This is a genomic window from Streptomyces sp. NPDC007189 (assembly GCF_040703635.1).
In the GTDB taxonomy this organism is placed as follows: domain Bacteria; phylum Actinomycetota; class Actinomycetes; order Streptomycetales; family Streptomycetaceae; genus Streptomyces.
In genome coordinates this window covers 48,101-60,605 of the sequence record NZ_JBEYEY010000001.1, presented here as the reverse complement: position 1 = coordinate 60,605, position 12,505 = coordinate 48,101, and the positions used below count along the sequence as shown (strand labels likewise).

Here is a 12,505-nt window from a genome sequence, read left to right as displayed (position 1 = left end):
GCTACGGGAACGGGCGCCCGGTGACGACGGCGGCGACCGTCGTCCCGCGCGGGAAGGCGCCCTCCTCCGCGAGGGCGACCAGTCCGTAGAGCACCTTGGCGACATAGAGACGTTCGACGGGCAGCCCGTGGCGGTCCTCGAAGTCGTCCGCGAACGCGTGCAGCGCGGGTGTCGTACGGGCGTACCCGCCGAAGTGGAAGCGCTCGTCGAGGGACCACTCGCCGGTACGGCCGCCGAAGGCACGTTCCTGCAGCGCCTCGACCTCCCCGCCCAGGAAGCCGCCCTTCAGGACGGCGACGCCGAGCGCGCGCTGCCCCGGTCCCAGGCCGGCGGCCAGGCCCGCGAGGGTGCCGCCGGTGCCGCAGGCCACGGCGACCACGTCGGCGCACCCGCGCAACTCCTCGCCCAGCGCCCGGCACCCGCGCACGGCCGCGCCGTTGCTCCCGCCCTCGGGCACCACGTACGCCCCCTCGGCGCCGGCCGCGCGCAGGAGGGCTGCCAGCGTCTGCGGCTCGTGCTTGTGCCGGTAGGCCGATCTGTCGACGAAGTGCAGCCGCATGCCGTCCGCCGCGCACCGGGCCAGGGAGGGGTTCAGCGGACGCCCGGCCAGTTCCTCCCCGCGGACCACGCCGGTGGTGTCCAGGCCGAGGATGCGGCCCGCGGCGGCGGTGGCCCGCAGGTGGTTCGAGTACGCCCCGCCGAAGGTGACCAGCGGCCGGCCCCGCGCCGCCTCGATGTTCGGCACGAGCTTGCGCCACTTGTTGCCGATCAGCTCCGGGTGGATCAGGTCGTCGCGCTTGAGCAGCAGCCGCAGCCCGCGCCGCCCGAACCGCTCGTCGTCCACCTCGTGCAGGGGGGAGGGCAGGCGGGGGCTGAGCGGGGCGGGGCTGGTCACCGGTCCATTGTCCGCGCCCCGCACACACGGTGTACGAGGTCCCTCTTATTGCCCAGTAGTCCGATGATCCATTCCCGCTCTTTCAGGTAATTGAGCGATCACGCTCCGTGCTGGAAGGCTCAGTGCCGAGACCGGTGCCTCCTGCGATTCGGCGCCGGGCATACCTGGGAGGCAATTCTCTATGTCGGTAGGCGAAGAGGTCCGCACGGATCAGGGCAAGCCGCAGCAGTCCCTCGGGACGGCGGCAGCGCGGAACCTGGCCACCACCACCAAGTCCGTTCCGCAGATGCAGGAGATCAGCTCCCGCTGGCTGCTGCGCACACTCCCGTGGGTCGACGTCCAGGGCGGCACGTACCGGGTCAACCGGCGGCTCGCGTACGCCGTCGGCGACGGCCGCATCACCTTCGTGAAGACCGGGGACCAGGTCGAGGTCATCCCGGCCGAACTCGGCGAGCTGCCGGCCCTGCGCGGCTACGAGGACGAGGAGGTGCTGGCGGAGCTGGCCCGGCGCTGCCGCCAGCGCGACTTCGCGCCGGGGCAGGTGATCGCCGACTTCGGCAACCGGACGGGCGAGGTGTACCTGCTGGCGCACGGCAGGGTCGAGAAGATCGGCACCGGACCCTACGGTGACGACGCGGTCCTCGGAGTCCTCGCCGACGGCGCCTACTTCGGCGACCAGGCGCTGCTGGACCCGGACGCCATCTGGGAGTACACCGTCCGCGCGGACACCCCGACCACCGTGCTGATCCTCAGCCGCGACGACTTCGAGCGGGTCGCGGAGCGCGCCGACAGCCTGCGCGACCACCTCCAGCGGCTGCGCGCGACGCCGGAGCAGCGGACCAACAAGTACGGCGAGAAGGAGGTCGAGCTGGCGGCCGGCCACTCCGGCGAGCCCGACATCCCGCACACCTTCGTCGACTACGAACCCCGGCCCCGCGAGTACGAGCTGAGCATCGCCCAGACCGTGCTGCGCATCCACACGCGCGTGGCCGACCTGTACAACCAGCCGATGAACCAGACCGAGCAGCAGCTCAGGCTCACGGTCGAGGCGCTCAAGGAGCGCCAGGAACACGAGCTGATCAACAACCGCGACTTCGGCCTGCTCCACAACTGCGAGTACGACCAGCGGATCCAGCCGCACGACGGCGTGCCCGGCCCGGACGACATGGACGAGCTGCTCAGCCGCCGCCGCAGCACCAAGCTGTTCCTGGCCCACCCGCGCGCGATCGCCGCGTTCGGGCGCGAGCTGAACAAGCGCGGACTGGTCCCGGAGACGATCGACATCGCCGGCAACCGCATCCCGACCTGGCGCGGCGTGCCGATCTACCCGTGCAACAAGATCCCGGTCAGCCCGCAGCGCACCACCTCGATCATCGCGATGCGCACCGGCGAGCAGGACCAGGGCGTCATCGGCCTCAGGCAGTCGGGCATCCCGGACGAGATCGAGCCGAGCCTGTCCGTGCGCTTCATGGGCATCAACGAACAGGCCGTCATCAAGTACCTGGTGACGGCCTACTACTCGGCCGCCGTGCTGGTCCCCGACGCGCTCGGCGTGCTGGAGAACGTCGAGATCGGCCGGTGGAGGTGACGTTTCCGCACTTCGCGGCCGTGTCCCCGCCCGCCCGGCAGGGTAGACCCTCGGAATATGCGTCCGGCCGGGCCGGCGACGCCGGTGTCCGCGGACCTGGCGAGGGGGAGACATGGCCGAGTTCATGACGGAGACCGAACAGCGTTCCCCCGCCGTGCCGCACCCGGGCACGGCGGGGGAGGGGCGGGCGGGGACCGGCGACGCCGGTGCCGGCCCGCTCGACGGGCCCACCGAGGGACAGCGCGAAGGGCACCCCGACACACCGGAGGCGGCGACGCTGCTGGAGCGCACCCGGGCCGTCGTCGACCCCGAGCTGCGCGCGGCCCTCACCTCGCTGCCCGGGTCCCTGCGCCGTATCGCGCTCTACCACTTCGGCTGGCAGAACGCGGACGGCACCCCGGCGGCCGGCAACGCGGGCAAGGCGATCCGGCCCGCGCTCGTGCTGGCGGCGGCAGCGGCCCTCGGCGGACCGGCGGCCCGTACGGCGGCGGTCCGGGCGGCGGTGGCGGTCGAACTGGTCCACAACTTCACGCTGTTGCACGACGACGTGATGGACCGGGACACCTCCCGCCGGCACCGGCCCACCGTCTGGACCGTGTTCGGCGACGCCGACGCGATCCTCGCCGGCGACGCCCTCCAGGCGCTGGCCCTGCGGCTGCTCGCCGAGGACCCGCACCCCGCCTCCGGGCCGGCCGCGGCCCGGCTCGCGGGCTGCGTCGTGGAGCTGTGCGCCGGACAGCACACCGACACGGACATGGAGCACCGCGCGCCGGACGAGGTCACCCTCGACGAGGTGCTCGCCATGGCCGAGGCGAAGACCGGCGCCCTGCTGGGCTGCGCCTGCGCCCTCGGCGCGCTGTACGCGGGCGCCGGCGACGACGAGGTGGCGGCGCTGGACGGCTTCGGCCGTCAGGCGGGGCTCGCCTTCCAGCTGATCGACGACGTCATCGGCATATGGGGCGACCCCCGGCACACCGGCAAGCCGGCCGGCGCCGATCTCGCGGCCCGCAAGAAGTCGCTGCCCGTGGTGGCGGCCCTCGCCTCCGGCACCGAGGCGGCGGCCGAACTCGCCGAGCTGTACGGCAAGCCGTACGTCTCGGGGGACGACGAGGGCATCGCGCGTACGGCACGGGCCGTGGAGCGGGCGGGCGGCCGGGACTGGGCGCAGGCCGAGGCGGCCGACCGGATGGCGCGCGCCGTGCAGGAGCTGTCCCGCGCGGTCCCCGCCCCGGAGGCGGCGGGCGGTCTGCTGGCGCTCGCCGAGTTCGTGACCCGGCGCAGCAGCTGAGCCCCGCCGGCGCCGCCGGCCGAGGGGAACCCGGAGCCCGGGCGCGCGCCGATCCTGACCCCGCGCGCGCCCGGGCTCCGGCCTGGCAGATCGCTCAGGTGACAGATCGCTTCCGTGGACGGATCGCTCACGCGGAGACGGAACCACCGGGGGAGCGAGGACCGCGCGGGTTCCGCGAGGCGCCGGATCACCGCCCGTCCTACCCTTGAGGACATGGACAGCGAGGACCACGTCTGTCCCGTCTGCGGCCAGCCCGTCGACACGGTCGTCGGACGGCGCAAGACGCTGGGCGCCTGGGTACCGGTGTGGGGTCCCGGCCCCTGCCGCAACCCCGACTGCGCGGCCTCCCGGGAGCCTGCCGGGCCCACGGCCCGGGCCGAGGGAACCGGGCAGCCGCGCCGCCCGTAGCGTGGGCGCATGCCGAAACTGCCCCGCATCTTCCACATCACCGAGCGCTCCCTGTGGGAAGCGGCCCGTGAGCGCGGCGCCTACGAGGTGTCGACCCGTGGCCGCACCCTGCAGCAGGAGGGCTTCGTCCACTTCTCCACCCGCGAGCAGCTGCCGCGCATCGCCGAGTCGCTCTACGGCGGCTATGACGGCCCGGACGAGCTGGTGGTCCTGGTCGTGGATCCCGCGCTGGTCGGGGCGCCGGTGAAGTACGAGGCCGCGGAACCGGGCGGGGAGGAGTTCCCGCACGTCTACGGGCCGGTGCCGGCGGACGCCGTGGTGGAGGTGGAGCCCTGGGGGTGACCGGCGAGGCGCCGCCTCACGGCTCGGGGTGCGGGCGCGAACTCCCTCTACCCTCCGGGAGTTTCAGTCCGCGGGGCGCTGGAGGAAGCGCAGCTGGTTGCCCGCCGGGTCCCGGAAGGCGCAGTCGCGCACCCCGTACGGCTGGTCCGTCGGCTCCTGGAGCACATCGGCGCCGGACTCCCGCACCCGCTCGAAGAGCGCGTCGCAGTCCTCGGTCGTGAAGATGACACCCCTCAGCATGCCCTTGGCCAGCAGTTCCGCGAGCGCCTGCCGGTCGGCGGGGGAGGCGTCCGGGTTCGCGCCGGGCGGCTCCAGCACGATCTCGACGTCCGGCTGGAGCGGCGAGCCCAGCGTCACCCAGCGCATGCCCTCGAAGCCCACGTCGTTGCGGACCTCCAGGCCGAGCACGTCACGGTAGAAGGCGAGCGCCTTGTCATGGTCGTCCACCGCGATGAAGCACTGCTTGAGTTTCACGTCCATGGCCACACGCTAGGCCCATCCGCGCCGCTGCGCGCGCGAGTGGACGGGGCAGGACGGGTGAGTCAGTAGGGTCTGCGGCGGGGGCGGGTGAACGTACGGGCCACGCAGGACGGGATCACCGCGCTCTCCTGGTGGTCGCGGGCCCGGTAGGCGCTCGGCGTCTGACCGACCAGCTCGGTGAAGCGGGAGCTGAAGGAGCCGAGCGACGTACAGCCCACGGCCAGGCAGACCTCGGTGACCGTGAGGTCGCCCCGCCGCAGCAGCGCCTTGGCCCGCTCGATCCTGCGGGTCATCAGATAGCTGTACGGCGTCTCCCCGAAGGCCTTGCGGAAGCTGCGCTGGAAGTGGCCCGGGGACATGTGGGCGCCGCGGGCCAGCTCGGTCATGTCGAGCGGCTCGGCGTACTCACGGTCCATGCGGTCGCGCACACGCCGCAGCCGTCTGAGGTCCTCCAGGGTCACGTCCACAGCTTGGCACACGGCACCGACAGCGCGGTACAGAACGATTTCGCACAGGAACGCACTGATCTCCAGGCGTGCCCCGCCCGCCGCGACAGGCGGGCAGGCGGCCTCGCCCGCGCAGCAGCGGCTCTCGCGGCGCGCGTCAGTGTGCGTCGTAGATGCCCCGGTAGTGGCCGAGCGCGGTCTCGCGGATCCTCTGGTCGCTCCACGAGGAGAACCGGTCGGGGGCGAGTCGTGCGGGGTCCACGAGCGGGTCGCCGGTCTCCAGGAGCATGTGGGCGAGCTGGCGGCCGACGCCGGCCGCGTGCGTCACCCAGGAGGCCTCGGCGCACCACAGGCCCTCCACCCCGGTCGGGCCGACCAGCGGAAGCTCGTCCGGGGTCAGGGCGAACACCCCGTTGAGCCGGGGACCGGACGGCGCCGACCGGAACGCCGGTACCAGGGCGGCGGCTTCGCGCAGGGCGGTGCCGAAGTCGGCCTCACGGAAAGGGAGTTCTGCGGAGGTGAGTGTGGTGGTCGGGGTCAGCGGGAGCGGGGTGTGGGCGTAGCTGCCCAGGCCGTAGCGGCGGCCGTGGCGGCGGGTGTAGACGGTGTGGTCGGGGTAGCGGACGATCGGCGCGTCGATGGGGGTGTCGTCGAGTCCGGGCAGTTCGGCGGTGAACTGGTAGGGGTGCTGGACGTCCACCATGGGCAGCCGGACTCCGGCGCCCGCCGCCAGCACCGGCCCCCAGATCCCGGTGGCCAGGACGACCCGCCCGGCCCGTACCAGCTCGCCGTCCGCACCGGCCCGTACCCCCACGACCCGCCCGTCCTCGGTCTGGAGCGCGTGGACCGGTGTACCGAAGCGGAAGCGCGCCCCGTCCTTCTCCGCGGCCTCGACCAGGGCGTGGGTGAGCGCGGCCGGGTCTGCGGCGCCGTCGCCGGGCAGGTACAGGCCGCCCAGGGCGCGTTCGGGGTCGACCAGCGCGGGGGCCAGGGCCACGGCCTCGGCGGCGTCGACCACGCGGGCCTCGATGCCGGCCTGCCGGCCCTGCTCGACATCGCGGTGGGCCTGCTCGAGCCGCGCCGGCGTGGTGGCCACCTCCAGGCATCCGACCTGCCAGAACGCGGGCGCGGGCGCGGCCTGCGAGAGCGCGAGGTAGGTGCCGACGCTGTCCTGGGCCAGCGCCGTCAGCTCCGGGGAGGCGCTGAGCCGGCCCACGAAACCCGGCGCGAGCCCCGTGGACCCCGGCAGCGTGCCACGGTCTCGCGCGTCCAGCACGGTCACCCGGTCGTGCCCCAGCCGCGCGAGGTGATGGGCGACCGACGCCCCCACCACTCCGGCCCCGACGATCAGAATGTCTTCACCGAACCGCTTCCCCGTGCCCGCGCTCACGGCCATCTCCCCGTCCATCCTCCCCGTCCGTCGACCCCGCCGGCTCCCCGGCGCTCCCAACGGGCCGATTCTTCCCGGCCGTTGGGGTGCGGGTCAGCGAGGCCCGGATGGTGAGACGTACCGCCGTACGGCCCGGCCCGCAAGGAACCGGGAGCGGGCCCGTACGGGCAGGGGCCCGGCCGGGCGAACCGGCCGGGCCCCTTTGCGCGCGGGGAGGGGAAGGCTCAGGCCTTCTTGGTCTCCCAGAAGATCTTGTCGATCTGGGCGATGTAGTCCAGAGCCTTCTGGCCCGTCGCCGGGTCGGTGGACGCCTTGGCGGCCGAGAGGGCCTTCAGGGTGTCGTTGACCAGCTGGTGCAGCTCCGGGTACTTCTCGAAGTGCGGGGCCTTGAAGTAGTCGCTCCACAGGACGGAGACGTGGTGCTTGGCCAGCTCCGCGCGCTGCTCCTTGATGACGGTGGCACGCGCCTGGTAGTGGGGGTCGTCGTTGCCGGCCATCTTCTCCTGGATGGCCTTCACCGACTCCGCCTCGATGCGGGCCTGGGCCGGGTCGTACACGCCGCAGGGCAGGTCGCAGTGGGCGCTGACCTTGACCTTGGGGGCAAACAGGCGGGAAAGCATGGAGCATTCCTTCCTCGTGATCGTCTTCTCAGGTGCGACATTACTCCCTGGGGAAGGCGATTTCTCGGGTGCCCCCTAGGGCTTAGGACAAAAGTCCAGGGTCAGACTGAGACTGGTGGAGGAACGGACCGGGGAGGTGCCGGGCATGCCGGAGCTGTCGCAGGAGACGGAGCGGGGGAGGGCCGTTGCGCCGTTCGGACTGGCCGAGGTGACGGGTCCGTCCATGGTGCCCACGCTCCGTCACGGGGACCGGCTGCTGGTGCGGTACGGCGCCCTGGTCAGGCCGGGAGACGTCGTCGTCCTGCGTCATCCGTTCCAGCAGGACCTGCTCGTCGTCAAGCGGGCGGTGGAGCGCCGCGACGGCGGCTGGTGGGTGCTCGGGGACAACCCGTACGCGGGCGGGGACAGCACGGACTACGGGGTCGTGCCCGACGAGCTGATCCTCGGGCGCGCGCGCTTCCGGTACCGGCCGCTGCCGGACGGTCAGCGCTCGCCGCTCGCGCTGGTGCGCTGGGCGCTCTCCGCGGCGAGGCCGCTGCTGCCGGACCGGTCGGCCTCCAGGCGCTTGCGGGCCCGGTAGGCGGCCACGTTGGCGCGGGTCGCGCAGCGGTCGGAGCAGTAGCGCCGGGAGCGGTTGGTGGACGTGTCCAGGAAGGCGTTGCGGCAGGGGGCCGCCTCGCACAGGCCCAGGCGGTCCACGCCGTACTCGGTGAGGTGGAAGGCCAGGCCCATCGCGGCGATCGCCGCGTAGCCCGCGGTCGCGTTCGACGGGTGGTCGGCCAGGTGCATGTGCCACAGGGGGCGGCCGTCCTCGTCCCGGTGGTCGTGGCCGGAGATCTGCGGCGAGACCGGGAACTCCAGCAGCAGGGAGTTCAGCAGGTCCACCGCGAGGGTCTCGTCGCCCTTGTCGGCCGCCTCGAAGACCGCGCGCAGCCGCGCCCGCACCGAGCGGAAGCGGGTGACATCGGCGTCGGTGGCGCGGCGGGCCGCCGACGCGTTGGCCCCGAAGAGGTCGCGGACGGCCTCGACCGAGGTCAGCGAGTCCTTGCCCCGGGCCGGTTCCTCGCTGTTGACGAGGCGGACCGCGTAATCCGAGTAATAGGCCAGTTCCACTTGTAGTCCTTACGAGGGCGCTTTATGGTCGTGTCTGCGGTCGGGTAACAGCCGGTCGTGCTTCCAGGGTATTACGCAGACGAGGGGGACAGGCTTCATGACGACGACTACGGGCACGGACTGGGCCGCGTGGCAGGAGAGCTGGGACCGGCAGCAGGAGTGGTACATGCCGGACCGCGAGGAACGCTTCCGGATCATGCTCGACATGGTCGAGGCGCTGGTGGGCACGGCTCCCCGCGTCCTCGACCTCGCCTGCGGCACCGGCAGCATCACCGCCCGGCTGCTCAGCCGCTTCCCGCAGGCCACGAGCACCGGCGTCGACCTCGACCCGGCCCTGCTCGCCATCGCGCGCGGCACCTTCGAGGGCGACGAGCGGGTCTCGCTCGTCACCGCCGACCTCAAGGACCCCGGCTGGACGCAGCGGCTGCCGTACGACTCGTACGACGCCGTCCTGACCGCCACGGCCCTGCACTGGCTGCACAGCGAACCCCTCGCGACCCTCTACGGCCAGGTCGCGGGGCTGGTCCGCGACGGCGGTGTCTTCATGAACGCGGACCACATGATCGACGACAGCACGCCCCGGATCAACGCGGCGGAGCGCGCCCAGCGCCGCGCCCGCATGGATCAGGCCAAGCGGGACGGCGCCCTGGACTGGACCGAGTGGTGGCAGGTCGCGGCCGAGGACCCGGTCCTCGCCGAGCCCACCGCCCGCCGCTTCGAGATCTACGGCGAGCACGCCGACGGGGATACGCCGAGCGCGGCCTGGCACGCGCGCGTGCTGCGGGAGAAGGGCTTCGCGGAGGCCCGGCCGGTGTGGTGCTCGCCCTCCGACACGCTGCTGCTCGCCCTCAAGTAGCGGCCGGCCCGGGGACACGAGAAGGGGCGGCACGATCGCGTGCCGCCCCTTGCCGCGCCTGCCCGCTACAGCACCTTGGACAGGAAGGACTGCGTCCGCTCGTGCTGCGGGTCCGTCAGGACGTCGCGGGGACGGCCCGACTCGACCACCACGCCCTCGTCCATGAACACCAGGCTGTCGCCCACCTCGCGGGCGAAGCCCATCTCGTGGGTGACGACGACCATCGTCATACCGGACTCGGCGAGGTCGCGCATGACGTCCAGGACGTCACCGACCAGCTCCGGGTCGAGGGCCGAGGTCGGCTCGTCGAACAGCATCAGCTTCGGGTCCATCGCGAGCGCACGGGCGATCGCCACCCGCTGCTGCTGGCCGCCGGAGAGCTGCGAGGGGTAGTGCCCGGCCCGGTCGGCCAGCCCCACGCGCTCCAGCAGGGCCATCGCCCGCTCCCGCGCCTCGGCCTTGCTCTGGCCCTTGACCTGCACCGGCGCCTCCATGACGTTCTCCAGCGCCGTCATGTGCGGGAACAGGTTGAAGCGCTGGAAGACCATGCCGATGTCCCGGCGCTTCATGGCGACCTCGCGGTCGCGCAGCTCGTACAGCTTGTCGCCCTGCTGGCGGTAGCCGACCAGCTCGCCGTCGACGTACAGCCGGCCCGCGTTGATCTTCTCCAGGTGGTTGATGCACCGCAGGAAGGTCGACTTGCCGGAACCGGAGGGGCCGATCAGGCAGAACACCTCGCCCGGCTTCACCTCCAGGTCGATGCCCTTCAGCACCTCGACATGGCCGAAGGACTTGTGCACGCCCTGCGCCTTGACCATGGGGACGGAGCCCTTGGCCGGCACGGTGTCCTGCGTCTTGCTCGGCTTGTCGGTCATGCCGTCACCTTCCTGCTCGAGAAGGTCGTCAGATGGGACCTGACCTTCTGCCACGGGGTGGGCGGGAGGCTGCGGCTGGAACCGCGGGCGTAGTAGCGCTCGATGTAGTACTGGCCGACGCTCAGGACGGAGGTCATGATCAGGTACCAGGCCGCGGCGAGGAAGTACATCTCCACCGGGGCGCCGGAGTTCTGGCCGATGTCCTGGGCGTAGCGGAACAGCTCGGGATACTGGACGGCCGCCACGAGCGAGGTCGTCTTCAGCATGTTGATGACCTCGTTGCCCGTCGGCGGCACGATCACGCGCATCGCCTGCGGGATGATCACCCGGCGCAGGGTCCTGCCGTGGCTCATGCCGAGCGCGTGGGCCGCCTCGGTCTGGCCCTCGTCCACCGCGAGCAGGCCCGCCCGGCAGATCTCGGCCATGTACGCCGCCTCGTTCAGACCCAGGCCGAGCAGCGCCGTCAGCAGCGGCGTCATGAAGTTCGACCAGTAGTCCTTGTAGAAAGGCATCAGGTTGATGTACTCGAAGACCAGGCCCAGGTTGAACCACAGGAACAGCTGGACCAGGACCGGGGTGCCGCGGAAGAACCAGATGTAGAACCACGCGATCGACGAGGTCACCGGGTTCTTCGACAGCCGCATGACGGCGAGGACGACGCCGCCGACGATGCCGATCAGCATCGACAGGACCGTCAGCAGCAGCGTCTTGGAGACACCGGTCATGATCCGGTGGTCGAAGAAGTAGTCCGGCACCGCGTGCCAGTTGATCTTGCCCTGGCCGAAGGCGTAGATGATCGCGACGAGGAGCGCGATGGCTATGAGGGCGGAAACGTATCGCCCGTAGTGGCGGACCGGGATCGCCTTGATGGCCTCCGGGCCGCCGGCCGGGGGAGCACTCTCCTGCCCGGCCGTCTTCTCGGTGTCAGTCACGGGTGTTGCCTCTCAGTGGCCGCCGACGCGGGTCACTTGCCGCCGTTGATCACGGACTCCTTGACGGCGCCGTCCTGGGCGCCCCACTTCTGGAGGATCTTCGCGTACTCGCCGTTCTTGATGATGGCGTTCATCGCGGCCTGGAGCGCGTCGCGCAGCTGGGTGTCCTTCTTCGCCACGGCGATGCCGTACGGGGCCGCCTCGACCTGCTGGCCGACGGTCTGGAAGTCCTTGCCGCCGCCGGAGGTCTTCACCGCGTACGCGGCGACCGGGAAGTCGGAGGAGGCGGCGTCCACACCGCCCGAGCGCAGCCGGGTCTGGGACTGCTGGTCGTCGTCGAAGGGCTCGATGGTGAGCTTCTTGCCGCCCGGACACTTCTTGGCCTCCTGCTTGGCCAGGTCCTCCGAGACGGTGCCGCGCTCGACGGCGATCTTCTTGCCGCACAGGTCCGACCAGCCGGTGATGCCCTGGGTGTCGCCCTTGCGGGTGTAGATGGAGACGCCGGCGGTCAGGTAGTCGACGAAGTCGACGCCCTCGCCGACCTTCTTGCCCGTGTCGGGGTCGATGCCCTCCTGGCGGTTCTTGTTGTCCGTCATCGCCGACATAGCGATGTCGTAGCGGCCGGAGCGCAGACCGGTGAGCAGGGCGTCGAACGTGCCGTTCCGGAACTCCAGCTTCACACCGAGCTGCTTGCCCATGGCCGCGGCCAGGTCCGGGTCCAGGCCGACGGCCTTGCCGGAGGAGTCCTTGAACTCCACGGGCGCGTACGCGATGTCCGAGCCGACCTCGATCGTGCCCTTGTCCCGGATCTCCTTGGGGAGCTTGCCGGCCAGCGGGGCGGAGGCCGTCGACGCGCTGCCGGAGCCCTTGTCCTTGGTCTGGTCACCGCAGCCGGTGAGCAGCAGGGCGCCCGCGACCGCGATCGCACCGGCCGCTGCCAGACGGGAGCGTGCGGCGGTCGTACGACGGGTGGAGCTTGCGGTCATCGTGGTTCCTCCGGCGGATGGGAAGACGTGCGATGGGTCGGTGAGAACACACACCTTCGGGTGTCGCGACCTCGTGGGTTTACGGCATCTTGCCATTCGGACTACGCCATCCAGGTGCGTCCCTATGTCAAAATCGGATAACGGGTCACCCCCGAACCGCATCAGTTCGGTACATCCTTGGTCGTTCACCACCGAACCATCTGCGGAACTCCAGCCCTCCGGCCGGAAAATCTTCGGCGCATCTCACGATGTGGTCAGCGTGAGCGTCCGCATACCGGTGTCCTGC

At 71.6% G+C, this 12,505-nt stretch carries 15 protein-coding genes; 6 read left to right on the top strand and 9 right to left on the bottom strand.

All coding sequences use genetic code 11. The features are described from left to right. Position 1: 1 nt before the first annotated feature. The gene (locus AB0950_RS00275; RefSeq protein ID WP_366777468.1) at positions 2-895 is read right to left on the bottom strand and encodes a pyridoxal-phosphate dependent enzyme; all 894 of its coding nucleotides are present in this window, start codon (positions 893-895) and stop codon (positions 2-4) included. A 181-nt stretch (positions 896-1,076) separates the two neighbouring features. Here AB0950_RS00275 and AB0950_RS00270 point away from each other — a divergent pair, with 181 nt between their 5' ends. The 4 genes from AB0950_RS00270 to AB0950_RS00255 all read left to right on the top strand — a co-directional run bounded on the left by AB0950_RS00270 (position 1,077) and on the right by AB0950_RS00255 (position 4,521). Beyond that, positions 1,077-2,483, top strand: a complete 1,407-nt coding sequence (locus AB0950_RS00270) for a family 2B encapsulin nanocompartment shell protein (protein ID WP_360154839.1) — start codon at positions 1,077-1,079, stop codon at positions 2,481-2,483. A 112-nt stretch (positions 2,484-2,595) separates the two neighbouring features. Beyond that, positions 2,596-3,771, top strand: a complete 1,176-nt coding sequence (locus AB0950_RS00265) for a family 2 encapsulin nanocompartment cargo protein polyprenyl transferase (RefSeq protein WP_366777466.1) — start codon at positions 2,596-2,598, stop codon at positions 3,769-3,771. 213 nt (positions 3,772-3,984) lie between these two features. Further along, positions 3,985-4,179 (top strand): hypothetical protein, encoded by a 195-nt coding sequence (locus AB0950_RS00260; RefSeq protein WP_360154845.1) that lies wholly within the window; start codon positions 3,985-3,987, stop codon positions 4,177-4,179. A gap of 9 nt (positions 4,180-4,188) precedes the next feature. Continuing rightward, positions 4,189-4,521 carry a DUF952 domain-containing protein gene (locus AB0950_RS00255; protein ID WP_360154848.1) on the top strand — a complete coding sequence of 111 codons (333 nt, stop codon included), beginning with the start codon at positions 4,189-4,191 and terminating at the stop codon, positions 4,519-4,521. A 63-nt stretch (positions 4,522-4,584) separates the two neighbouring features. On the opposite strand, the gene AB0950_RS00250 is transcribed toward AB0950_RS00255, so the two are convergent. From AB0950_RS00250 to sodN, 4 genes are all read right to left on the bottom strand, one after another. After that, positions 4,585-5,001 (bottom strand): VOC family protein, encoded by a 417-nt coding sequence (locus tag AB0950_RS00250; RefSeq protein ID WP_360154851.1) that lies wholly within the window; start codon positions 4,999-5,001, stop codon positions 4,585-4,587. Between the two features lie 62 nt (positions 5,002-5,063). Next, complete coding sequence (locus tag AB0950_RS00245; protein WP_360154854.1) at positions 5,064-5,462, bottom strand: helix-turn-helix transcriptional regulator; 399 nt, start codon at positions 5,460-5,462, stop codon at positions 5,064-5,066. A gap of 142 nt (positions 5,463-5,604) precedes the next feature. Further along, complete coding sequence (locus AB0950_RS00240) at positions 5,605-6,843, bottom strand: FAD-dependent oxidoreductase (RefSeq protein ID WP_360155278.1); 1,239 nt, start codon at positions 6,841-6,843, stop codon at positions 5,605-5,607. Between the two features lie 218 nt (positions 6,844-7,061). Then, positions 7,062-7,457, bottom strand: a complete 396-nt coding sequence (gene sodN, locus AB0950_RS00235; RefSeq protein ID WP_330337855.1) for a superoxide dismutase, Ni — start codon at positions 7,455-7,457, stop codon at positions 7,062-7,064. Positions 7,458-7,602: 145 nt separating this feature from the next. Between sodN and sodX the strand changes: the two genes are divergently transcribed. Continuing rightward, positions 7,603-8,037: a nickel-type superoxide dismutase maturation protease gene (gene sodX, locus AB0950_RS00230; RefSeq protein ID WP_360155281.1), complete on the top strand. Its 435-nt coding sequence runs from the start codon at positions 7,603-7,605 to the stop codon at positions 8,035-8,037. Here sodX and AB0950_RS00225 read toward each other — a convergent pair. Continuing rightward, complete coding sequence (locus AB0950_RS00225) at positions 7,941-8,570, bottom strand: CGNR zinc finger domain-containing protein (RefSeq protein ID WP_360154858.1); 630 nt, start codon at positions 8,568-8,570, stop codon at positions 7,941-7,943. The two genes, sodX and AB0950_RS00225, sit on opposite strands and share 97 nt — an antisense overlap. 97 nt (positions 8,571-8,667) lie before the next feature. Here AB0950_RS00225 and AB0950_RS00220 point away from each other — a divergent pair, with 97 nt between their 5' ends. Then, positions 8,668-9,426: a class I SAM-dependent methyltransferase gene (locus tag AB0950_RS00220; protein WP_360154861.1), complete on the top strand. Its 759-nt coding sequence runs from the start codon at positions 8,668-8,670 to the stop codon at positions 9,424-9,426. A 65-nt stretch (positions 9,427-9,491) separates the two neighbouring features. On the opposite strand, the gene AB0950_RS00215 is transcribed toward AB0950_RS00220, so the two are convergent. The 3 genes from AB0950_RS00215 to AB0950_RS00205 are packed head-to-tail and all read right to left on the bottom strand — an operon-like array spanning position 9,492 to position 12,219. Next, the gene (locus tag AB0950_RS00215) at positions 9,492-10,244 is read right to left on the bottom strand and encodes an amino acid ABC transporter ATP-binding protein (RefSeq protein WP_360155284.1); all 753 of its coding nucleotides are present in this window, start codon (positions 10,242-10,244) and stop codon (positions 9,492-9,494) included. Positions 10,245-10,297: 53 nt separating this feature from the next. Further along, positions 10,298-11,233: an amino acid ABC transporter permease gene (locus AB0950_RS00210; protein WP_360154864.1), complete on the bottom strand. Its 936-nt coding sequence runs from the start codon at positions 11,231-11,233 to the stop codon at positions 10,298-10,300. Between the two features lie 32 nt (positions 11,234-11,265). Further along, complete coding sequence (locus AB0950_RS00205) at positions 11,266-12,219, bottom strand: ABC transporter substrate-binding protein (protein WP_360154867.1); 954 nt, start codon at positions 12,217-12,219, stop codon at positions 11,266-11,268. Positions 12,220-12,505 lie beyond the last annotated feature (286 nt).

Excerpts from the sequence above, each read along its gene's own strand:
- AB0950_RS00270 (WP_360154839.1), top strand. The coding sequence starts at position 1,077 with ATGTCGGTAGGCGAAGAGGTCCGCACGGATCAGGGCAAGCCGCAGCAG.
- AB0950_RS00265 (WP_366777466.1), top strand. The coding sequence starts at position 2,596 with ATGGCCGAGTTCATGACGGAGACCGAACAGCGTTCCCCCGCCGTGCCG.
- AB0950_RS00260 (WP_360154845.1), top strand. The coding sequence starts at position 3,985 with ATGGACAGCGAGGACCACGTCTGTCCCGTCTGCGGCCAGCCCGTCGAC.
- AB0950_RS00255 (WP_360154848.1), top strand. The coding sequence starts at position 4,189 with ATGCCGAAACTGCCCCGCATCTTCCACATCACCGAGCGCTCCCTGTGG.
- AB0950_RS00250 (WP_360154851.1), bottom strand. The coding sequence starts at position 5,001 with ATGGACGTGAAACTCAAGCAGTGCTTCATCGCGGTGGACGACCATGAC.
- AB0950_RS00240 (WP_360155278.1), bottom strand. The coding sequence starts at position 6,843 with ATGGCCGTGAGCGCGGGCACGGGGAAGCGGTTCGGTGAAGACATTCTG.
- sodN (WP_330337855.1), bottom strand. The coding sequence starts at position 7,457 with ATGCTTTCCCGCCTGTTTGCCCCCAAGGTCAAGGTCAGCGCCCACTGC.
- sodX (WP_360155281.1), top strand. The coding sequence starts at position 7,603 with ATGCCGGAGCTGTCGCAGGAGACGGAGCGGGGGAGGGCCGTTGCGCCG.
- AB0950_RS00220 (WP_360154861.1), top strand. The coding sequence starts at position 8,668 with ATGACGACGACTACGGGCACGGACTGGGCCGCGTGGCAGGAGAGCTGG.
- AB0950_RS00215 (WP_360155284.1), bottom strand. The coding sequence starts at position 10,244 with ATGGTCAAGGCGCAGGGCGTGCACAAGTCCTTCGGCCATGTCGAGGTG.
- AB0950_RS00205 (WP_360154867.1), bottom strand. The coding sequence starts at position 12,219 with ATGACCGCAAGCTCCACCCGTCGTACGACCGCCGCACGCTCCCGTCTG.